General features: G+C 69.6%; 20 protein-coding genes. 6 read left to right on the forward strand and 14 right to left on the reverse strand.

The genetic code is table 11. From position 1 onward, the window contains the following. Both BLR21_RS24050 and BLR21_RS24055 read right to left on the reverse strand, forming a co-directional pair. Entirely contained in the window at positions 1 to 729 is a 729-nt protein-coding gene (locus BLR21_RS24050; RefSeq protein ID WP_090008510.1) for a DoxX family protein, read from the reverse strand. A 69-nt stretch (positions 730 to 798) separates the two neighbouring features. Then, entirely contained in the window at positions 799 to 1,743 is a 945-nt protein-coding gene (locus BLR21_RS24055) for a 2-hydroxyacid dehydrogenase (RefSeq protein WP_090008512.1), read from the reverse strand. On the opposite strand from BLR21_RS24055, the gene BLR21_RS24060 reads away from it, so the two are divergent. Together BLR21_RS24060 and BLR21_RS24065 are read left to right on the forward strand one after the other, a co-directional pair. Further along, entirely contained in the window at positions 1,733 to 2,644 is a 912-nt protein-coding gene (locus tag BLR21_RS24060; RefSeq protein WP_176929768.1) for an alpha/beta fold hydrolase, read from the forward strand. The genes BLR21_RS24055 and BLR21_RS24060 overlap by 11 nt on opposite strands. Before the next feature lie 10 nt (positions 2,645 to 2,654). Next, a complete protein-coding gene (locus BLR21_RS24065) occupies positions 2,655 to 3,815 on the forward strand; it encodes a PQQ-dependent sugar dehydrogenase (RefSeq protein ID WP_256334900.1) in 1,161 nt (386 codons plus the stop codon). 117 nt (positions 3,816 to 3,932) lie between these two features. Here BLR21_RS24065 and BLR21_RS24070 read toward each other — a convergent pair whose 3' ends face one another. The 7 genes from BLR21_RS24070 to gatC all read right to left on the reverse strand — a co-directional run bounded on the left by BLR21_RS24070 (position 3,933) and on the right by gatC (position 13,229). Beyond that, positions 3,933 to 6,431 (reverse strand): M14 family zinc carboxypeptidase, encoded by a 2,499-nt coding sequence (locus tag BLR21_RS24070; RefSeq protein WP_090008514.1) that lies wholly within the window; start codon positions 6,429 to 6,431, stop codon positions 3,933 to 3,935. Between the two features lie 178 nt (positions 6,432 to 6,609). Beyond that, positions 6,610 to 9,069 carry a CHAT domain-containing protein gene (locus BLR21_RS24075; protein WP_256334901.1) on the reverse strand — a complete coding sequence of 820 codons (2,460 nt, stop codon included), beginning with the start codon at positions 9,067 to 9,069 and terminating at the stop codon, positions 6,610 to 6,612. Positions 9,070 to 9,276: 207 nt separating this feature from the next. Next, positions 9,277 to 9,570, reverse strand: a complete 294-nt coding sequence (locus BLR21_RS42690; protein ID WP_090008518.1) for a hypothetical protein — start codon at positions 9,568 to 9,570, stop codon at positions 9,277 to 9,279. A 185-nt stretch (positions 9,571 to 9,755) separates the two neighbouring features. Then, entirely contained in the window at positions 9,756 to 11,258 is a 1,503-nt protein-coding gene (gatB, locus tag BLR21_RS24085) for an Asp-tRNA(Asn)/Glu-tRNA(Gln) amidotransferase subunit GatB (protein ID WP_090008520.1), read from the reverse strand. Further along, positions 11,255 to 11,452 carry a hypothetical protein gene (locus BLR21_RS24090; RefSeq protein WP_256334902.1) on the reverse strand — a complete coding sequence of 66 codons (198 nt, stop codon included), beginning with the start codon at positions 11,450 to 11,452 and terminating at the stop codon, positions 11,255 to 11,257. The genes gatB and BLR21_RS24090 overlap by 4 nt, the downstream gene beginning before the upstream one ends. Beyond that, positions 11,449 to 12,933 (reverse strand): Asp-tRNA(Asn)/Glu-tRNA(Gln) amidotransferase subunit GatA, encoded by a 1,485-nt coding sequence (gatA, locus tag BLR21_RS24095; protein ID WP_090008521.1) that lies wholly within the window; start codon positions 12,931 to 12,933, stop codon positions 11,449 to 11,451. Before gatA ends, BLR21_RS24090 begins: the two co-directional genes overlap by 4 nt. After that, the gene (gatC, locus tag BLR21_RS24100; RefSeq protein WP_030467875.1) at positions 12,930 to 13,229 is read right to left on the reverse strand and encodes an Asp-tRNA(Asn)/Glu-tRNA(Gln) amidotransferase subunit GatC; all 300 of its coding nucleotides are present in this window, start codon (positions 13,227 to 13,229) and stop codon (positions 12,930 to 12,932) included. The genes gatA and gatC overlap by 4 nt, the downstream gene beginning before the upstream one ends. Before the next feature lie 230 nt (positions 13,230 to 13,459). Between gatC and BLR21_RS24105 the strand changes: the two genes are divergently transcribed. Next, positions 13,460 to 14,113, forward strand: coding sequence for an ACT domain-containing protein (locus BLR21_RS24105; protein ID WP_030479787.1), 654 nt, complete (start codon positions 13,460 to 13,462; stop codon positions 14,111 to 14,113). Here the strand turns inward: BLR21_RS24105 and BLR21_RS24110 are convergent. Then, positions 14,110 to 14,793: a 3-keto-5-aminohexanoate cleavage protein gene (locus BLR21_RS24110; RefSeq protein ID WP_090008522.1), complete on the reverse strand. Its 684-nt coding sequence runs from the start codon at positions 14,791 to 14,793 to the stop codon at positions 14,110 to 14,112. The genes BLR21_RS24105 and BLR21_RS24110 overlap by 4 nt on opposite strands. A 60-nt stretch (positions 14,794 to 14,853) precedes the next feature. Here BLR21_RS24110 and BLR21_RS43955 point away from each other — a divergent pair, with 60 nt between their 5' ends. Beyond that, positions 14,854 to 14,979 (forward strand): hypothetical protein, encoded by a 126-nt coding sequence (locus tag BLR21_RS43955; RefSeq protein ID WP_256334903.1) that lies wholly within the window; start codon positions 14,854 to 14,856, stop codon positions 14,977 to 14,979. Positions 14,980 to 15,052: 73 nt separating this feature from the next. Beyond that, positions 15,053 to 15,277, forward strand: coding sequence for a hypothetical protein (locus tag BLR21_RS24115; RefSeq protein ID WP_030479789.1), 225 nt, complete (start codon positions 15,053 to 15,055; stop codon positions 15,275 to 15,277). On the opposite strand, the gene BLR21_RS24120 is transcribed toward BLR21_RS24115, so the two are convergent. After that, positions 15,274 to 15,708: a GNAT family N-acetyltransferase gene (locus tag BLR21_RS24120; protein WP_090008524.1), complete on the reverse strand. Its 435-nt coding sequence runs from the start codon at positions 15,706 to 15,708 to the stop codon at positions 15,274 to 15,276. The two genes, BLR21_RS24115 and BLR21_RS24120, sit on opposite strands and share 4 nt — an antisense overlap. A gap of 38 nt (positions 15,709 to 15,746) precedes the next feature. Here BLR21_RS24120 and BLR21_RS24125 point away from each other — a divergent pair, with 38 nt between their 5' ends. Continuing rightward, on the forward strand, positions 15,747 to 16,163 hold the full coding sequence (locus BLR21_RS24125; RefSeq protein ID WP_051770835.1) for an SWIM zinc finger family protein: 417 nt from the start codon (positions 15,747 to 15,749) through the stop codon (positions 16,161 to 16,163). Here the strand turns inward: BLR21_RS24125 and BLR21_RS24130 are convergent. Genes BLR21_RS24130 through ligA form a run of 3 tightly spaced genes read right to left on the reverse strand, consistent with a single transcriptional unit; the run spans position 16,152 to position 19,352 of the window. Next, on the reverse strand, positions 16,152 to 16,679 hold the full coding sequence (locus BLR21_RS24130) for a hypothetical protein (RefSeq protein ID WP_090008526.1): 528 nt from the start codon (positions 16,677 to 16,679) through the stop codon (positions 16,152 to 16,154). The genes BLR21_RS24125 and BLR21_RS24130 overlap by 12 nt on opposite strands. A 56-nt stretch (positions 16,680 to 16,735) precedes the next feature. Next, positions 16,736 to 17,236 carry a GNAT family N-acetyltransferase gene (locus tag BLR21_RS24135; RefSeq protein ID WP_090008528.1) on the reverse strand — a complete coding sequence of 167 codons (501 nt, stop codon included), beginning with the start codon at positions 17,234 to 17,236 and terminating at the stop codon, positions 16,736 to 16,738. Further along, positions 17,229 to 19,352: an NAD-dependent DNA ligase LigA gene (gene ligA, locus BLR21_RS24140; protein ID WP_256334904.1), complete on the reverse strand. Its 2,124-nt coding sequence runs from the start codon at positions 19,350 to 19,352 to the stop codon at positions 17,229 to 17,231. The genes BLR21_RS24135 and ligA overlap by 8 nt, the downstream gene beginning before the upstream one ends. Positions 19,353 to 19,357: the final 5 nt, after the last annotated feature.

A 19,357-nucleotide genomic window follows, 5' to 3' on the forward strand; every position in this document is an offset into this window, starting at 1 on the left:
CTACCGGAAGACGAAGAACGTCACCGCCGCACCACCGGCCGCGATGACCAGCGCGATGAACCCGGCCGCCAGCGGGTGGCGGAACCAGCTGCGGTTGTAGTCCAGCGCGGCGCGGCCGGGCCCGGCGAAGAGCGCCGCGAACGCCATGCCCGCGAGCGCCAGCTCCAGCTCGACGCCGTTCGGGCCGAAGAAGCCGCCCTTGTACTGCAGCGCGATGACGTTGGCCATCACGGCGAGCAGTCCCGCCGCGGCGAGAGGCGTGAAGAGGCCGAGCACGAGCAGCGCGCCGCCGGCCAGTTCGGTGATGCCGGTGACCCAGGCGAGGACGACCGACTCGCGGTAGCCCATCTTCTCCAGCGACTGCGCGAAGCCGTTGATGCCGGGGCCGCCGAACAGGCCGAAGACCTTCTGCAGTCCGTGCAGCACGAAGATGCCGCCCAGCACCGCGCGCAGCCCGAGCAGACCGATGTCGGGACCGGCGGTCCAGCCGAACTTCCTGCGGTCGTCGTCGAAGGGGTCGTCGCGGGTGTCGTCCACAGTGGACTTGTCCAGCGGCGTGTAGCCGGTGTTGTCGAACGCCTTCGTCGTCGAGTCGTACGACTGGGTCGCGTCTTCGCCGACTCTGGTGGTGCTGTCGTCGAAGTGGTGCACTCCCCCTCCGCTGCTCGAGTAGAACGAGTCGTCGGAGAAAGCACTCGATGTGGTCGAGCCTTTGTCGTGAGTAGCCACGCCCGCACGCTAGGGGGCCTCGCGCGGACGCGCGAGAGCCGAACGGCAGCCCGGTTTCACCCGTATGGACTAGTAGGTGCCGTGCACGAGGTTGCGCGGCTGCTCCCCCGCGGCGAACCGGGCGATCTCCGCGGCGGCGATCGCGTAGGCCCGATGCGCGTGTCCCGTGCAGGACCCGGCCACGTGCGGGGTGAGGAACAGGCCCGGTGCGGTCCACAGTGGATGATCGGCCGGCAGCGGTTCGGGATCGGTCACGTCGAGAGCAGCGCGCAGTCGCCCGGAATTCAGTTCGGCGAGCAATGCGTCCGTGTCCACGACGGGGCCGCGGGCGCCGTTGACCAGGATCGCGTTGTCCTTCATCGCGGCCAGGAACTTGGCGTCGACGAGGTGCCGGGTCTCCTCCGTCATCGGCGTGAAGATGACCACCGCGTCGAACTCCGGCAGCAGCTGCGGCAGATCGTCCTGGCCGTGCACGCCTTCGCGGGCGGTACGGCCGACCAGGGTCGCCGTCGCGTCGAACGGTTCGAGGCGGCGCTTCAGCTGCTCGCCCAGGTCACCGGCGCCGACGATGAGGACCTTCTTGTCCTGCAAGGTGTCCGTCAGGTGGTAGTCCCAGCGGCCCTCGGCCCTGGCCCGCTCGAAGACGAGGAAGTCTCGGTATATCGCGATCAACGCGCCGATGGCCCACTCCGCGGTGCTGCCGCCGTGCGCGCCCCGGCAGGTGGAGAGCATCACGTCGGCCGGCACCTTGCCGACGAAGTTCTCCGCACCGGCGCTGAGCAACTGCACGAGTTTGAGGTTCGGCAACTGCGCGAACACCTCGCGCGGGTCGGTGCCCGCGAGGAACCGCGGGATCAGCACCTCGGCGTTCTGGGCGTCAGACGGCAGCGGTTCCCCCGGCACGTAACGAACCGGCCGGACACCGTCCACCTGGGACAGCGCCTGGACTCCGAAATCATCTGGCACGAGCACGGTGAGCGTCACCAGGCCAAAGTACGTCAGAATGACTGCCATGCGGGAGCACGACATCATCGCGTGGGACGGCACGAAGCTCCGGACGTGGCAGGTGCCAGGTGAGGGAACACCTGTGCTCCTGTGTCCCGGCGTGGGTTCGGGCCCCGAGTCGTGGCCGTCGCTGACCGATCGCGGCGGCCTGCTCAGCTGGTACATGCGCGGCACGATGGGCTCGGACCGCCCGGTCGACGAGCGCAACATCTCGCTGGACGACCACGTGGCGGACGCCATCGCCGTGCTGGACGAAGCAGGCATCGAGCGGTGCGTCGTCATGGGCTGGTCGATGGGCGTGACGATCGCGGCAGAGCTGGCGTTGCGTCATCCGGAACGGGTGGCGGGCCTGCTGCTCGTCGCGGGCGCGCCGGGCGACTCGTTCGACGCCATGCTGCCGCTGGTGCCGAAGAGCGTGCGCCGGTTCGTCGGGCTGACGGGCACGAGGCTGTTGCAGCAGGCCGGTCCGGTGCTGGACAAGGTGCTGCACCGCATCCCGGTGACGGACGCGACGACGTTCCTGTTGCGGCACAGCGGCGTGATCAAGCCCTCGAGCGACCCGGCGGCCGTCGGGCAGGCGGTGCGCCGGTTCCTGCAGCACGACTGGCGCTGGTACTTCACGCTGGCGCTCGCACTGGGCGGGACGCCGCGCCAGGACCTCGCCCCGATCGTGTGCCCGGTCACACTGCTGGCCGGTCGTGACGACGTGCTGGCGACGACGGAGAGCATGTCCGGGCCCGTCGGCGCGCTGCCGCAGGCACGGCTGCGCGTGCTGCCGTGCAGCCACTACCTGCCGTTGGAGGCGCCCGAGGTGGTGAGCGCCGAGCTCGACCTGCTGCTCGACCGCGTCCGGTCGGTCGACTTCGCCACCGCCGAGAAGTTGACTTCGGGTTCACGGCCCCGCACCTAACCTGGGAGCCGTGGTTCGTTCCGTAGCGTTGCTGACCGCCGTCTGCCTGCTGGCAGGGGGTTGCGCGAGCTTTCCCGACGAACCGGCGCCCACACAGTGGAGCGCGCAACCACAGCTGACCCCGCAGGCAGGCCCGAAACCGGAGCTGCCGGGCGAGTACCGCCCGGCGCCCGGCGATCCCGGCCGCAACCCGGCGCCGCAGAGCGTGCCGCCGCCGCAGGGCTGCAAGGACTACCACCCGGCTGTCGTGGCCACCTGCCTCAACACCGTCACGGGCGTCGCCCCGATCGGTGCGGACGCCCAGGGCGGCGTCGCGGCGTACGCGACCGAACGCGGCGGGCGCCTGCTCAAGGTCACCAAGGACGTCGACCCGGTCGTGGTCGCCCAGCTGGAGGTCGACACCTCGACCGACGGCGGGCTGACCGGCCTCGCGCTGTCGGCGACGTTCGCCGAGGACCAGCTCGCGTACGTCTACGTGACGACGGCGACGGACAACCGGGTGCTGCGCATCGCGCCCGGCGACACGCCCAAGCCGATCCTCACCGGCATCCCGAAGGGCCCGTCGGGCAACCGGGGTGTGCTGGCGAGCGACCGCAAGGGCGCGATCCTCGTCGCGACCGGTGACGCCGGAAACCCCGCGCTCGCCGCCGACCCGAACTCGCTGGCAGGCAAGGTGCTGCGGATCGACGGCTCCGGCCAGCCCGCCCAGGGCAACCCGACGGCCGGCAGCACGGTCGTCTCCTCCGGACTGCGACTGCCCGGCGGTCTGTGCGTCTCGGCGGACGCCACGAAGACCTGGGTGACGGACTGGGCCGCGAGCGGCGACGTCGTCTACCGCGTGGCGCCGGGCAAGCTCGGCGAGGTCGCATGGGCGTGGCCGGACCGGCCCGGCGTGATGGGCTGCTCGTCCTACTCGGACCAGCTGTCCGTGGCGACGTCCAAGACGCCCGGCTACCAGTCGCTGTCGATGAACGCCGCCGGTGCCTTCACGGGCAAGCCCGAGATCGCGATGGCGGAGGACGGCTTCGGCCTGCTCGGCCCGATGGAGATGCTGAACGAGTCGGCGTCGCTGGCCGGCACGGTCAACAAGGCGGGTGGCACGCCGGTGTCGTCGGACGACCGGGTCGTCATCATCGTGCGCCCGAACAACGGCGGCGGCACGAAGGATTAGCGGCGCACAGTTTCCTGCCGCCGGGGGTTTCGTAAATCAGGAACCGGGAACCCTGGAGCGGGGTAGTGCAAGCGGGGCGAGGAAGGCTGTCGGGGCCTTCCTCGCCCCGCTTGGTTCTTAGCCGGCGCTCCAGAACAGAGCGCGCGCGACCTGCGCGTACAGGCCCTTCGGGTGGTTGCGGAACATCGGCTCCGTGCCGAACAACACCACCTTCGCGCCGTTCGCCGCCGTACCGGACACGACCGCTGCCTGACCCGCTGCCGCGTCCTGGCCGCCGGTGCCGTTGTCGCGTGCGTGCCAATGGCCGGCGGCGATCACCGTGCTGCCGTAGCGCTGTTCGACCGTCACGCCCGTGCCGAGGTTCGTGAACCACTGCGGTGCGTACACGAACGAGTGCGGCAACGCGCCGGCGCCGACCGGGCCGGTGCCGTTGACGACGTTCACGACGCCGTTGGCGTCCTCCCAACCGGCGACCGGCGTGGCCTGCAGGAGCTTGGCGTCGGCGTTGAACCTGCTGCCCGTCGCGCCGCGCGTGACCACACCGCCGCGCTTGAGGAACTCGTCGAGCGCGGCCTTCGCGGTGGCGTTGAGCTGCGTGTAGTTCAGGCCCGCGCCCACGTACAGCGCGTCGATCCGCGACCAGTCGAAGCCCGCGTTCAGCACCGCCGTCGAGATCGTGCGGACGTCGAACCCGGACTCGCGCAGCACCTGCAGTTCGTCGGCGGAGACAGCGGCCGCGATCACCTTGCGCTGCAACGCCTCGCCGCCGGCCTTGGCGGTCGTGAAGCGCACGCCGTAGCGGTCGGCGACCTCCTTGGCGGCGGCCCTTTCCCGTGCCGGGACGACGATCGTGCCGTCGTCCTGGCGGCGCAGCTCAAGACCACGCGACAGCAGGTCGTTGGCCGCGCTGACGTCCTTCTGGTCGGTCAGGCTGAGTGCGAGGTCGGCGCCCGGCGCGGCGTCGACGGCACCGGTCGGCGAGGCCGCCGTGACGGGCCTGCCGTCGAAGCGGAACTGGCCGTTGTGGTGGATCTCGACCGACGCGCCCCACAGCAGGCGGTGGCTCCAGCCGGAGATGTCGTACATGACCGGCGCCTTGTCGGAGATGTCGCTGCCCTGCTCCAGCATCACGTTCGCAAGCCCGCGCTTGGGCTGGTGCATGTCCACGACGTACGACCCGGCCGGATAGCGTTTGCCGCCCAGCGTGAAAGGCCTCTCCGCGCGTTCGACCCGGACGTCGTGCCGGACGAGCTGGTCGACGAGCCGCGCGGCGGCGGGTGCGGACCGGTCGTTCGTGATCACGTAGGCACGCGGGAACTCCGTGCTGAAGCGGTCCTCCGGCCCGAAGCCGGGCACGAAGCCGTCCGGGATGTAGCGCTGCTTCTCACCGGCGGCGCCGCGGCGGAACATCTCCGTCTGGTTCGCGATCAGGCTGCGCCGGTTGTCGTCCACGTAGTCGAGCGTGGTCTTGATGGTGGCCTCGACGACATCCGTGTTGATCTTCGAACGCCGCTGCAGCTCCGCCGCCGGCAGGGCGTCGTAGTCGCCGCGGTTGACGCGCATCGGGATCTCGATCGTGTACGAGACTGCACCGTGGTACATCGCGTACTGGGCGGTGTAGATCGGCGCCCAGCCGTCCCACTCGCCGACGGGGTAGTCGCGGAACGGGATCTCCGGCTTCGCCGCCTCAGGGTGCCCGAGCGCCTGCACGGCCTTCTCCATCAGCAGGCCGTTGGCGTAGCCGTGCTTGATGTACAGGTCGAAGTCGTAGTTCTGGCCGTGCGGCGGCGTGGTCGGCTCGATCAGCGTGTTCGCCACGTAGCCGTGCTCGTCCAGCATCATCAACGGCTGGGTGCGCTCCACGACGTCCTGCATGGCCCGGTTCTCGGGCTGGGAGCTCGTGACGAAGTCGCGGTTGAGGTCGAAGCCGGCGCTGTTCGCACGCGTACCGGCGACGCGACCGTCCGGGTTCGCCGAGAGGTTGAAGTAGACCCTGCTGCGCTGCAACAACTTCCTGGTGTCCGCGTCGTTGCTGGTGGCGAGGTGCTCGATGACGCGCAACGCGCCGTCGGTGCCCTCCCACTCGTCGCCGTGGATGTTGTTGTTGATCCAGATCGGCGCCTTGTACAGGCCCGCCGGGACGTTGCGGCCTTCCTCGATGGTGGCGCGGAACCGTTCCTGGATCCGGGTCTCCGTCGCGCTCTCCGGCGCCGTCAGCGTGACGAGGTACAGGTCGCGGCCGAGCCCTGACTGGCCGACGACCTCGACGGAGATCCTGTTGCTCTTCTGCTGCAACGCGTTCAGCTTCGGCGCGAGCGCGTGGTACGGCGCGAGACCGAGCTTGATGGACTTGTCGGCCGTGTTCTCCGGATACGTCCGCAGCTTCGTCCGGCGCGGGTAGCCCTGGTGTCTGTCGGCCTGGTTCTCCCCCTGGGCCAGCATGGACTGCGCCTGGAAAGCGTTGTCCAGCGTGGCGACCTCGTTGCGCTCAGGCCCGTTGCCCGGCTCCCGGTCCTGGACCGAAGGTATGGATGCAGTCGGTTGCGCTGTTCCGGTTGTGGGCGCCGCTATCACCGCGGCGGCGGCAAGGAGAACAGCGAGCAGAGTTCTGCGCATGTGGACGTTTCTCGCACAACGGCCCGCGTATCGACTAGAGCCGATAGGCGGGCCGTTGCATCCCCTCGGTCCAGACCAAGATGGCACAAAGACGAGAGAAGTTCACCAAGCACCTTCGCAGCCAGGGCAGAAGTCACCGCTGACCAGCGGCTTCCTCTCGAACGACCACTCGATCGGCCTAGCCGGACCCCAGACAGAGGAACGGCCGGCGGAACGGGTCCTTCGCCATCGCCTCGGCCAGCGCCACCGCCGGCGCGGCCCCGGCCGCCAGCGCCCGGTGGTAGTCGGCCATCGCCGCGGCACTGGCCTCGTCCCCGACCTTGCTGGCCGCGGCGACCACGGTCCGCGTGCCGCCCGCCAGCATCGCGCCGGCAAACCCCAAGGCCTCGTCACCAGGCCTGATGCGGTTCAACGCCAGCTCGCACGCCGCGAGCACCACGTGCGCCGGCGGTTTCCTCAGCCGACCCAGCTCGTGCGCGAACAACGGCCCGTCGAACAGTTCGAGCCGGGAGAACAGCGCGTTCTCGATCTCGTGCTCGCCGTGAGCGGCGACGTGGACGAGATCGGCGCCGTCGAGGTGCGCCATGACCTCGGCGGCGGTGGCGGTGTCCCCGGAGAGCATCGTGGCGTTGGCGTGATAGGTCGCCAGCTTGTCCACCTCGCCGTGCCCGAAGAGAAGCCCGGGCCCCTGCACGACCAGCACGCGGTCGGTCTTGGGCTTGCCGGCCTGCGCCGCGGCGAGCCAGGCCGTGGCCGAGGGCGCGGTGGCGACCGGACGTCCGTGCAGGCTCGGCAGCACACCCCACGGCACCGCGTACAACTCGCCGGTCGGCACCATGACGAGCTCGCGGTCCCCGATGAGGTGCGCGAGCGGCTTGATCAGCAACGCGTCGAGCCGGTCGGCCTGCTTGTGCGCGGACGCGCCGATGACCTGCACCAACGGCGGCGGCAGGTGGTCGGGAGCGAGGGCGTTGAGGTCGAAGTGGAGCTTCTGGGCGCTCTCCAGCGCATCCGTCGCGCCGCCGAGCCGCACGAGGCTGACGCGGCCACCGGCGACGACGACAGCGGCCATCTCCCCGCCGGACACGACGTAGCTGACCATGGCCCGTTGCCCGAGCTCCGCGATCACCTCGGCGATGCCCGCGACCGGCCGGGGCCTGCCCCACCGCTGCGAGTGCCAGCCGAGCCGGTTCGCCTCGCGCTGCGCCTTCACGAGCTTGCCGCGCAACTCGGCGGTCGGCTGGCCGGACAGACCGTGCCGCAGGATCGCCCAGCTGAGGTTGCGCACCTCGGTGATCCGCTCGGCGACCTCGTTGTTGTCGGTCGCCTCCAGCGGTTCGTACCGGTAGGTCTGCGCACGTGTGCGTTCCAGCCAGGCGAAGAGCCGGCGCGCGTCCGCGTCCTCCAGCGCGAGCTTGATCGCGAGCTCGCTCAGCTCCCTGCCGTGCACCGCGGTGGCGGACACGAGTTCGAGACCTCCGAGCTGATCGCGCACCCGGCCCAGCTCGTCCAGCGCCTTGCGGGCGTGCACCAGCGCGGCACGGCGGCTTCCCTTGGCCAGCGCGAGCTCCGCCAGCACGAGCCGGCGTTGCATCCGGTGGTCGAGCGGCGTGACCGCGCGGGGTCCGGGCACCTTCTTCAGCAGCTCTTCGGCGTCGGCCAGCCTTCCCCGGCGGATCTCCAGCCGGGTCGCGAGGAGCAACGCGAGCCGTGACTCGTCCACGAGGTGGTTGGCCGCCAACTCTTCGGACAGCGTCAACGCCTTCTGCACCAAGGCGTTCGAGATCCGCCTGGTGCGCATCGCGTGCCGGCCGTGCGCCCACAGTTCGATCAGGCCGGCCATCATCCACCAGGTGCTGCCCCGGCGGATGAGCTTGCGTTCCGACCGCTTCGCCATGCGTCGTGCCAGGTCGAGCTGGTCGTCCAGCAACGCCGCCGACGCGCGGAACATCTCGACCTCGGCGATCTCCTGGCCGAACTTCTCCTTGCGCATGACCGGCAGCGCCTCGTCGAGGTGCTTACCGGCCTCATCGGACAGTCCGATCATGAGCATGGCCTCGGCCTGGTCCAGCTGGAGCCGGGCCAGTAGAGCGGGCTGATCGTCGGCGCGGAAGATCCGTTCTGCCTCTTCGTAGCGCCGCAACGCCTCTGCCAGCTCACCGCTCTGCTTGTGCACGTTTCCGAGCGCGTGCACCAAGAACGGGCGAAGGTGGACGAGTTCGTGCTCACGGGCGAGGTAGATGCCGCGTTCGAGGTCAGCGATCGCTCGCTCGCTCCTGCGGATCGCGGCCAGCGCGAATCCACGGTTGAGCAACGTGGAGACGAAACCCTGCACCAGGGGGCGGTTCGCTCCGGAGCCGGTCTGCTCAACGTCGTGCTCGACCGCGTCGATGAACCTGTTGAACCACTCGATCGCCCGCTCCGGCTGACCCATGCGCATGACCATGAGGCCCTGGTTGTGGTCCACGCCGGCGTTCAGGAACGTTCTGGTGGCCGTGTCCTCAATGGTCTCGATCTCGCGACGGGCAGCGTCGAATGCCTCAACAGCGATGTCCATGCCGCTGGTCTCGCCCTGACACAGGCCCAGCGTGTACAAGATGCGAGCGCGGATCGCCGCACGTTCTTGGCTCGATTCCACGCGCTCGATATGCACGAGCGCACGTCGGAGCAGCCGGATGGCCGAGGGAAAGCGAAACCTCGCCTGCTCAGCCCATCCCCTCTCGTACAACTCGCGCGCTCTCACCAGGGAACGAGCGGGCATGTGATCATCACACCACACGAGTCCTCGCAGCGCTGCCCGCCAACCAGGCATTGGACCTGGTGACGGGCAGAACACGCTGCGTGACTACACGGTGATGTTGTTCGGGTGGTTCGGGCAGTCGTGGTTGTGCTCGACATCGCCGCCGGAGTCGACGGCCCCCTCGGAGATCGGCAGTGGGCGAGCGAACGGGAATCCCGGGCCGCCGCCACAGCACATCGGCGTGACTTCCGGGTCTTCCTTCTTGTCCGGCTTCGGCACCTCGGTCGGCGGTGCGGGCACCGGTTCCGGTTCGACGACCGGCGTGCCTTCGAGCACGGACTCTGCTTCCTGAACGACCTCGGTCTCGGCCACGTCGAGGTTTTCGCGCTGAACAGTCATGAGGTTTTCCCCCCTCGTTTGGACTATTACTTCTCATCCCCCCAGATGAGCTGCACCGAGAGAGTGACACACACGGCTACACGCATACGTCTCAATTAGCTAACAGCCACTCAGACGGCCTAAGATCACAAAGGGTCACCTGCACGAACAGGTGACCCTTTGTGATTTTTATGGCGAATGTGTATCTACGAGCAGCGTGCGAGCACGATCTCGCGCACGCGTGCGGCGTCCGCCTGGCCCTTGGTGGCCTTCATGACCGCGCCGACGATGGCGCCGGCCGCCTGGACCTTGCCGTCGCGGATCTTCTGGGCGACATCCGGCTGGGCCGCGAGGGCCTCGTCGACGGCCTTCTCCAGCGCCGAGTCGTCCGAGACGACCTTGAAGCCGCGCTTCTCGATGACGTCGTCCGGGGAGCCTTCGCCCTCCAGGACGCCGTTGACGACCTCGCGGGCGAGCTTGTTCGTCAGCGTGCCCGCGTTCACCAGCTCGATCACCCTCGCCACCTGGGCCGGGGTGATGGCGAGGTCGGTGACCTCGATGCCCTTCGAGTTGGCCTGCTGCGCGAGGTACGACACCCACCAGGAGCGGGCCTCGTCCGGCTTCGCGCCCGCCTCTACGGTGGCGATGATGACGTCCAGCGCGTTGGCGTTGACCAGGTCGCGGAGGACCTCGTCGGTGAGGTTCCAGTCCTTCTGGATGCGCGCGCGGCGCTCCCAGGGGAGCTCGGGCAGGGTGAGGCGCAGCTCCTCGACCCACTCGCGCGACGGCGCGATCGGGACCAGGTCGGGCTCCGGGAAGTAGCGGTAGTCCTCCGCCGTCTCCTTCTTGCGGCCCGGCGACGTGCTGCCCGACGACTCGTCGAAGTGGCGGGTCTCCTGGGTGACCTCACCGCCGGACTCCAGCACCGCGGCCTGGCGCGTCATCTCGAAGCGGACGGCGCGTTCGACGCTGCGCAGCGAGTTGACGTTCTTGGTCTCGGTGCGGGTGCCCAGGGCGCCGGTGGTCTTCGGCGACAGGGAGACGTTCGCGTCGCAGCGCAGCGAGCCCTGGTCCATGCGGACGTCGGACACGTCGAGCGCCTTGAGCAGGTCGCGCAGCGCCGTGACGTACGCACGGGCGACCTCGGGGGCGCGCTCGCGAGTGCCGGGGATCATCTTCGTGACGATCTCGATCAGCGGCACGCCGGCGCGGTTGTAGTCGAGCAGCGAGTGCTCGGCGCCGTGGATGCGACCGGTGGCGCCGCCGACGTGCAGCGACTTGCCCGTGTCCTCCTCCATGTGCGCGCGCTCGATCTCGACGCGGATGACCTCGCCGTCGTCCAGCGTCACGTCGAGCCAGCCGTTGAACGCGATCGGCTCGTCGTACTGCGACGTCTGGAAGTTCTTCGGCATGTCCGGGTAGAAGTAGTTCTTCCGCGCGAACCGGCACCACTGCGCGATCTCGCAGTTCAGCGCGAGACCGATGCGCATCGCGGACTCGATCGCCTTGGCGTTCACCACCGGCAGCGCGCCCGGCAGGCCGAGGCACGTCGGGCAGGTGTTCGTGTTCGGCTCACCGCCGAAGGTGTTGGCGCAGCCGCAGAACATCTTCGTGTTGGTGTGCAGCTCGACGTGCACTTCCAGGCCCAGGACGGGGTCGTACTTCTCGACGACCTCGTCGTAGTCCATCAGCTCAACCAGAGAGGTCATGCCAACTCGTCCTTCCGCAGAGCACGGATGGCCAGCGCCGCGCCGGTGATCGCCACGGTGATGCTCGCGATCGCGTTCGCCAGGGCCAGCTTGTCGTTATTCGCCCGCGCGGCCCGGAAGCCGGAGAACGCTCCCACGGCTCCCGCGACGGCACCGGCAATACCGAGGAGGCCCCTGGCCTTCTTGATGTTCACAGCGACGGACCTCCGAACGCGCCGCGCGCGGCCTCGTAGGCGGCGGCCACCCGGTACATGCGGTGGTCCTGCAGCGCCGGAGCCATGATCTGCAGGCCGACCGGCATTCCGTCCTCATCGGACAGGCCGCTCGGGACGCTCATGGCCGGCGTGCCCGCGAGGTTCGCGGGGATGGTGCAGAGGTCGGCCTTGTACATGGCCATCGGGTCGTTCGCGCGCTCGCCGATCTTGAACGCCGTGGTCGGCGTGGTCGGGGAGATGAGCACGTCGAACTTCTCGAACGCCTTCGCGAAGTCCTGCGTGATCAGCGTGCGGACCTTCTGCGCCGAGCCGTAGTACGCGTCGTAGTAGCCGGACGACAGCGCGTACGTGCCGATCATGATGCGGCGCTTGACCTCCGGGCCGAAGCCGGCCTCACGGGTCAGCGACATGACCTCCTCGGTGCTGCGCGTGCCGTCGTCGCCGACGCGCAGGCCGTAGCGCATGGCGTCGAACCGGGCGAGGTTCGACGAGCACTCGCTCGGCGCGATGAGGTAGTACGCCGGGAGCGCGTAGTCGAAGCTCGGGCACGACACGTCCGCGATCTCCGCGCCGAGCTCCTTGAGCTGCGACACGGCGGCCTCGAAGCTGCGCAGCACGCCCTGCTGGTAGCCCTCGCCGGTGAACTGCGTGACGACACCGATGCGCAGGCCGGACAGGTCACCGCTCAGACCCTCGCGGGCCGCGGCGACGACCGGCGGCACGGGCGCGTTGATGGACGTGGAGTCCATGTGGTCGTAGCCCGCGATGACCTCGTGCAGCAACGCGGCGTCGAGCACCGTGCGCGCGCACGGACCGGCCTGGTCCAGAGAGCTGGAGAACGCCACGAGGCCGTAGCGGGAAACACCGCCGTAGGTGGGCTTCACGCCGACGGTGCCGGTGACGGAACCGGGCTGGCGGATCGAGCCACCGGTGTCGGTGCCGATCGCCAGCGGCGCCTGCAGAGCGGCCAGCGCGGCGGACGAGCCACCGCCGGAGCCGCCGGGGATGCGGTCGAGGTCCCACGGGTTGTGCGTGGGGCCGTACGCCGAGTTCTCGGTCGACGAACCCATGGCGAACTCGTCCATGTTCGTCTTGCCGAGGATGACGACGCCGGCTTCCTTGAGCTTGCGCGTCACCGTGGCGTCGTAGGGCGGGATCCAGCCTTCGAGGATCTTGGAACCGACCGTGGTCGGCACGCCCTCGGTCGTCATGACGTCCTTGAGCGCCAGCGGCACACCGGCGAGCGGCGAGACCTGCTCACCGGCCTTGACGGCCTCGTCGACCCTGCGGGCCTGCGCGAGCGCGCCCTCGGTGTCGACGTGCAGGAAGGCGTGGACCTTCCCGTCGGTCTCGGCGATGCGGTCCAGGTGGGCCTGGGTGACCTCGACACTGGAGACCTCGCCGCTGTGGATCTTCGCGGCGAGTTCCGCCGCGGTCGCGTGGATCAGGTCGTTGGTCATGCTTCCTCACCCAGGATGCGGGGCACGCGGAACCGGCCGTCCTCGGCCTCAGGAGCGCCGGAGAGCGCCTGCTGCTGACCGAGGCTCGGACGGACCACGTCCTCGCGGAAGACGTTGGTCAGCGGAACGGCGTGCGACGTCGGCGGGATGTCGGCCGTGGCGATGTCGCCAACCGAGGCCACCGACTGGAGGATCACGTCGAGCTGTCCGGCGAACAAGTCGAGCTCGTCCTCGGTAACAGCCAGCCTGGCGAGCTTCGCCAGGTGCGCGACCTCGTCGCGGGAGATGCTGGGCACTCCTGTCAACCCCCGTAGGGTCGGGATACGAATCGGGAACCCCGTGAGTCTATGGGCTGGTCAGGCGCGCCTTCGAACGGGTTACCGCCTCTGTCGCTGACCGGCACGTCAACTTAACCGTTCCGCAACGCGGACAGCAGGTCATGCGCCGACGATGCGTCTGCGAGAATCACCGACCGGCAACGGCGCAAGACGCGGGGTCTCGCGCACGAGCTATGGAGGCGTTCACCTTGTCGTTCCTGATCCGGGTCCAGCTCCCGGACCGTCCCGGCACCCTCGGCGCGGTCGCAACGGCTTTGGGCGAGATCGGGGCGGACATACTCAGCGTCGACGTGGTGGAACGCGGTTCCGGCATCGCCATCGACGACCTCGTGGTCGAGCTCCCGTCCGGCCGCCTGCCGGACACCCTGATCACCGCCGCCGAGTCCATCGAGGGCGTCGAGGTCGACGCGGTGCGCCCCTACGCGGGCATCCTGGACACCCATCGCGAGCTGGAGCTCGTGGAGGAGATCGCCGAGGAGCCCAAGAAGGGCCTCGAGATCTTCACCGAGGGCGTCCCGAAGATCATCCGCGCCGGCTGGGCCGTCGTCGTCGGACCGGAGGGCACCGGCATCAACCGGCTGACCGCGTCCTCGGCCGCCCCGGAGACGCGGATGGCGGACGTGCCGTGGTTCCCGCTGGAGCGCGCGACCGTGCTCGACGGCGAGGAGGAGTGGGTACCGGAGACCTGGCGCGAGCTGGGCACCGAACTCGCCGCGACGCCGCTGGGCAAGCCGGACCGCGTGCTCGTCGTCGGCCGGCCGGGCGGCCCGATGTTCCGCGCGGCCGAGGTGGCACGCCTGGCGCACCTGGCCGGCATCGTCGCCGTGGTACTCCCCGACTAGCGCGGAGCCCTGGACCGCTGGCGTCGGCGGGCCAGCGCGACCAGCTCGGCGTTGTTCTTGGCCCGGCGACCGTCGGGCATGTGCAGCGTGTCCTCCAGGCCCATGCGCACGTGGTGTTCGAGCAGCGCGGCGTAGTCGAGGACGGACCAGGCCTCGGCGTCCCTGCCGTGCAGCAGGATCGGCAGGCCGAGCGGTTCCACTTCGGCCAGCAGGCTTTCGGCCGTGGCGCGCGTCGCCACCACCGTGATCCGGCTGACGCTCGGGGGCAGTTCGGTCAACCGCGCCGGAGCTTCGACGACGAGCTCGACCCTGACGTTGACCTGGTGCAGGGCCTGGGCCAGGTCACGCCACCCAGGCCGGCCGACGTGCACGCAGGCGATGTCCGGCCGGCCCGCCGCGAGCGGCGCCCAGCTGCCGATCAGCGTGCCCTGGTTGCCGGGAACATCGGTGGACACGCTGATCTCGATGCCGGGCACGGCGGCGCGGACGGTCGCGATCGTCGTGGCCACCTCGGGCCCGACGAGCGTGAGCGCGCCGATGACGTCGCGCGGATGGATGTGCACGGACGTGACGCCGAGCGCGGCGACGTCAGCCGCGTCCTCGGCGAGGCGCTCTGGGGACAACGGCAGGGCCGGGTGCTCCTCGGCTGTGCGGGAGCCGTTCAGGCAGGCTTGCAGCACACCTCATACGGTCCCACACAATCCTTCGCGCGGCGTTGCTCCAAGGGCTAGGTTGGCCTCATGCGACTGGCCCTGGTGTTGGCACAGGAGAACGGTCTGGCGACGGGCGATCTGGCGTTGGGTGTGGCCGGCGTGCTCGCGCTGGCGGCGGTGATCGTCGTCGCGCTCAAGCGCCGGAAGCCATGACTCGTTCTGCGGAATACCGGATCTGACTCCAGAATCTGCCGTGATCACCCCACTTCCCGGAGGTATGAAGATCATGGCCATCACGGTGAACCTCGACATGCTCCTCGACAAGGCCTACGAGAACCTCCCGCTCACCGAGATCCTGGACGCCCCGGTCGACGCGCTGCAGGGCGTGAGCGCCGGTGACGCCGAGAAGCTGAAAGCCGCGTTCAACATCAAGACCGTGCGGGACCTGGGCACCAACAGGTACTTCCGCGCGGCCGTGACGTTGCTGGACCTGGAGACGACGGCCCGTTAGAGCACGATTCGGTAGTGGACGAACGGCGTCTTCTCCGCGACCTGGTCGTAGAGCCTGCGGGCGGTCTCGTTGCCCTCGCCGGTGTGCCAGTAGACGCGGCAGCAGCCCTGCTGCCGCGCCCAGTCCGTCACCGCCTCGATGAGCGCGCGGCCGACACCCCGGCCGCGCGCCTCGGGGGTGGTGAAGAGATCCTGCAGGTAGCAGACGTCCGGGCCGGACGTGCTGGGGTGCTTGAAGAAGTGGGTGATGCCGGCGAGGACGCCGTCGGCGCGGGCGCATAGGGCGTGGATGTTCTTGTTCGCCTGGAACGCTTCCCACTTCTCGTCGTAGGTCTCCGCCGGCAGCGTGCGTTCGTAGAAGGTGTTGTAGCCCTCGAAGAGCTCCTGCCACCTGGCTCGGTCCGCGGGTTCGAGTGGGCCGATCGCGATCATGTTGATCCTTTCTGCGGTCACCCGGTTGGATGACCCCCGTGTCGACGACCCTCACCACCGAGCTGCTGCTGCACCGCGCGGGTACCAAGTCGTACTGGCGCGGCCTGACCTACCGCGAAGCTGTGCTGTCCCTGCGGGTGCACAGCCGGCACGTGGCGGCGCGGGTGCGGGGTGGTGACGAGGACGCGTACGCGGTGGAACTGTCGTGGTCGGGGACTCATCTGGTGGGGGCGTGCAGCTGTCCGCACGGGTCGGAGGGGTTCTTCTGCAAGCATTGCGTGGCTGTCGGGCTGGTGTTGCTCGACCGGGGCGAGACGGTGCCGCCGCCGGACGCCGAGGACGTGGAGCTCAAGGACGTGCTGAGATCGCTGCCGCCCGAGGTGCTGCGGGAGCTGCTGTACGAGCAGGCTGCGGGTGATCCCGAGCTGCGGGCGCGGATCATGTCATCGCTCTGACCTGGAGCCGCAGAACTGCGTTTCCGGCGGAACCTTGCACACGGAGCCCGGTGGATACATCGCGGCCGCCAGCACCCAGCCTGCCGCGGAAGGAGTGAAGATCAGCACGTGCGGCATGCCGTAACCGGTGTGGTCGACGGTCGTGGACTTCTCGAAGTACAGGTCGGTGTGCTCGTGGAGGTGCAGGACGACGGTGCCGTCCTGGTCGACCTGGACCCGCCTCGGCGTCGTGGTGACGTGAGCGCGGGAGTAGCCGCCGTCCGGGAACGCCCCGCGCCGCTCGCGGCCGCGTTCCAGCCTGGCCTCGTCGACGCTCAGCTGGGCGGCCAGCGCCTCGGTCGTGGGCACGCCGAAGCCCGGCCGCCACGGGAGGCTGGTGACCTTGTCCGCCCGGCGCTCGAAGTAGCGCTGCGCCAGTTGTTCGATCCGGCGCCGGTCGTCGTCGGCCAGTTGCTTCGGAGCGGCCGAAGCAGCCAGCAGAAACGCGGCTGCGAGCAGTACAGCGGCTGATCTCATCGCGAACCCCCATCCGCGCGGTTGTCCTGTGGACGCACGGCCTCGAACGGGGTTGCTCAGAGCGGTGTTCCGTACGCGTACGCCACCAGGTTCACGCCCGGCAGCGGCGTCCAGTCGCGCTCCGGCAGCCGCGTGAACCCCAGCCGCTCGTACAACCGGTGCGCCGCCAGCATCTTCTCCGACGACGACAGGACGACGTGGGTCGCGCCCGCCGCGCGCGCCCTGTCGAACACCGCCCGCACCAGGGCCTCGCCGACACCACGGCCGCGCGCCGCCGCCGACACCGCCAGCATGCGGAACTCCAGCTCGCCCGGCCGGGAGATCTCCGCGTAGGGCGTGCCGGGGCGCACCACCGTCACGGAGCCCAGGACGGTGCCCGACTCGTCCTGGGCGACGAGCAGTTCGGCGGCGCGGAAGCGGGACTCGGCGTCCGCGAGGACGGTCGCGTAGCCGTCGTGGGCACCCACGAAGCCGTCGGTGACGTAGGCCTCGACCGTGACGGAGCCGACCGCCGGCAGGTCGGCCTCCGTCGCCGGGCGGATGATCAGGTCAGCCATCTGCGCCTTCCTCCACTGAGCCTTCGTCGCCGGGGAGGGCCACCTCCCTCGCCGCGTCCGGGCCCTGCTCCAGCAGAACGGTGAAGCCCGCCTCGTCCAGGACCGGCACCTTCAGCGAGATGGCCTTGTCGTACTTGGATCCTGGCGAGTCGCCGACCACCACGAAAGCGGTTTTCTTGGAGACCGAGCCCGCCGCCTTGCCGCCGCGGGCGAGGATCGACTCCTTGGCCGAGTCGCGCGAGTACTCCGTCAGCGAGCCGGTGACCACGATGGACAGGCCTTCGAGGTTGCGGACGATGGACGCGTCGCGCTCGTCCTCCATCCGCACGCCGGCGGCCCGCCAGCGCTGCACGACGCCTTGGCGCCACTCCGTTTCCCGCCACTCGACCACCGCCGTCGCGATGGTCTGGCCGACGCCCTCGGCACCGGCGAGGGCCTCCTCCTCGGCCTCGATGATCGCGTCCATCGAGCCGAACTGCTGGGCCAGCGCGCGGGCGGCCGTCGGGCCGACGTGACGGATCGACAGTGCTACCAGCACCCTCCACAGAGGACGCTCCTTGGCCGCCTCCAGGTTGTCGATCAGCTTCAGCGCGTTCGCGGACAGCTCGCCGTTCTTCGTCGTGAAGCGCTCGACCTGCCGCAACGCCTCGGCGTCGAGGTCGAACAGGTCGGCCTCGTTCGTGTAGATCGTGGACTCGGTGATCGCCGCGGCCGCCTCGTAGCCGAGCACCTCGATGTCGAGTGCGGCGCGGGAGGCCAGGTACGCCAGGCGTTCGCGCAGCTGGCCGGGGCACGTCTCCGCGTTGGGGCAGCGGATGTCGACGTCGCCCTCCTTCATCGGGCGCAGCACCGAGTTGCACTCGGGACACCTCACCGGCATCTCGAACTCGCGCGCGTCGGCCGGGCGCGCGGCCAGCACCGGGCCGAGCACCTCGGGGATCACGTCGCCCGCCTTGCGGATGACGATGCGGTCGCCGATCAGCACGCCCTTGCGCCTGACCTCCGACCCGTTGTGCAGCGTGGCCCGCGCGACCGTCGAGCCGGCCACCTTCACCGGCTCCATCACGGCGAACGGCGTCACCCGGCCGGTGCGGCCCACCTGGACCTGGATGTCGAGCAGGGTGGTGGTGGCCTCCTCCGGCGGGTACTTGTACGCGATGGCCCACCTCGGGGCCCGCGACGTCGTGCCCAGGCGCCGCTGCAGCGCCACCTCGTCGACCTTGACCACGAGCCCGTCGATCTCGTGGACCGCGTCGTGCCGGTGCTCGCCCCAGTACTCGACCTTCCCGCGCACGGCCGCCGGGTCGGTGAGCACCTCGGTGTGCGAGGAGACCGGCAGGCCCCAGGCCTTCAGCGCCTCGTAGGCCAGCGACTGGCTGGCGACCTCGAAGCCCCGGGTCCTGCCGATGCCGTGGCAGATCATCCGCAGCTTGCGCGAGGCCGTGACCTTCGGATCCTTCTGCCGCAACGACCCGGCGGCGGTGTTGCGCGGGTTCGCGAACGGCGGCTTGCCCTGCTCGACCAGCGAGGCGTTCAAAGCCAGGAAATCCTCGACCGCGAAGAAGACCTCACCGCGCACCTCGACCAGGTCGGGCACCGGGTACTCGGCGGAACCCTTCAGCACCACCGGGACGTCCGCGATCGTGCGGACGTTCAGCGTCACGTCCTCGCCGGTGCGGCCGTCGCCCCTGGTGAGCGCCCGCGTCAGCCGGCCCTTCTCGTAGAGGAGGTTGATCGCGAGGCCGTCGATCTTCAGCTCGCACAGGAAGTGCGTGCCGGAGCCGATCTCCTTCCCGACCCGCTCGAACCAGCCCGTCAGCTCGTCCTGGGCGAAGACGTTGTCCAGGCTGAGCATGCGCTCCAGGTGGTCGACCGCCTTGAACTCGGTCGAGAACGTGCCCCCGACGAGCTGCGTCGGCGACTCGGGCGTGGCGAGGCCGGGATGCTCGGCCTCCAGTGCCTCCAGCTGCTTGAGCATCGCGTCGAACTCACCATCGGTGACGATCGGATCGTCCAGCACGTAGTAGCGGAACTGGTGCGAGCGCACCTCTTCCGCGAGCACGGCATGCCGCTCGCGCACCTCTGCGGGGACGTCTTCAATGCTCTCGCTGGTCACGTTCC

Origin of the sequence: Lentzea albidocapillata subsp. violacea, from assembly GCF_900100275.1 — a bacterium.
Classification (GTDB): Bacteria; Actinomycetota; Actinomycetes; order Mycobacteriales; family Pseudonocardiaceae; genus Lentzea; species Lentzea violacea.

What these genes read in the sequence shown, in the direction of transcription:
- BLR21_RS24060 (WP_176929768.1), top strand. Translation starts at nt 1,733, where the DNA reads ATGACTGCCATGCGGGAGCACGACATCATCGCGTGGGACGGCACGAAG.
- BLR21_RS24055 (WP_090008512.1), bottom strand. Translation starts at nt 1,743, where the DNA reads ATGGCAGTCATTCTGACGTACTTTGGCCTGGTGACGCTCACCGTGCTC.
- BLR21_RS24070 (WP_090008514.1), bottom strand. Translation starts at nt 6,431, where the DNA reads ATGCGCAGAACTCTGCTCGCTGTTCTCCTTGCCGCCGCCGCGGTGATA.
- BLR21_RS42690 (WP_090008518.1), bottom strand. Translation starts at nt 9,570, where the DNA reads ATGACTGTTCAGCGCGAAAACCTCGACGTGGCCGAGACCGAGGTCGTT.
- gatB (WP_090008520.1), bottom strand. Translation starts at nt 11,258, where the DNA reads ATGACCTCTCTGGTTGAGCTGATGGACTACGACGAGGTCGTCGAGAAG.
- gatA (WP_090008521.1), bottom strand. Translation starts at nt 12,933, where the DNA reads ATGACCAACGACCTGATCCACGCGACCGCGGCGGAACTCGCCGCGAAG.
- BLR21_RS43955 (WP_256334903.1), top strand. Translation starts at nt 14,854, where the DNA reads ATGCGACTGGCCCTGGTGTTGGCACAGGAGAACGGTCTGGCGACGGGC.
- BLR21_RS24115 (WP_030479789.1), top strand. Translation starts at nt 15,053, where the DNA reads ATGGCCATCACGGTGAACCTCGACATGCTCCTCGACAAGGCCTACGAG.
- BLR21_RS24120 (WP_090008524.1), bottom strand. Translation starts at nt 15,708, where the DNA reads ATGATCGCGATCGGCCCACTCGAACCCGCGGACCGAGCCAGGTGGCAG.
- BLR21_RS24130 (WP_090008526.1), bottom strand. Translation starts at nt 16,679, where the DNA reads ATGAGATCAGCCGCTGTACTGCTCGCAGCCGCGTTTCTGCTGGCTGCT.
- BLR21_RS24135 (WP_090008528.1), bottom strand. Translation starts at nt 17,236, where the DNA reads ATGGCTGACCTGATCATCCGCCCGGCGACGGAGGCCGACCTGCCGGCG.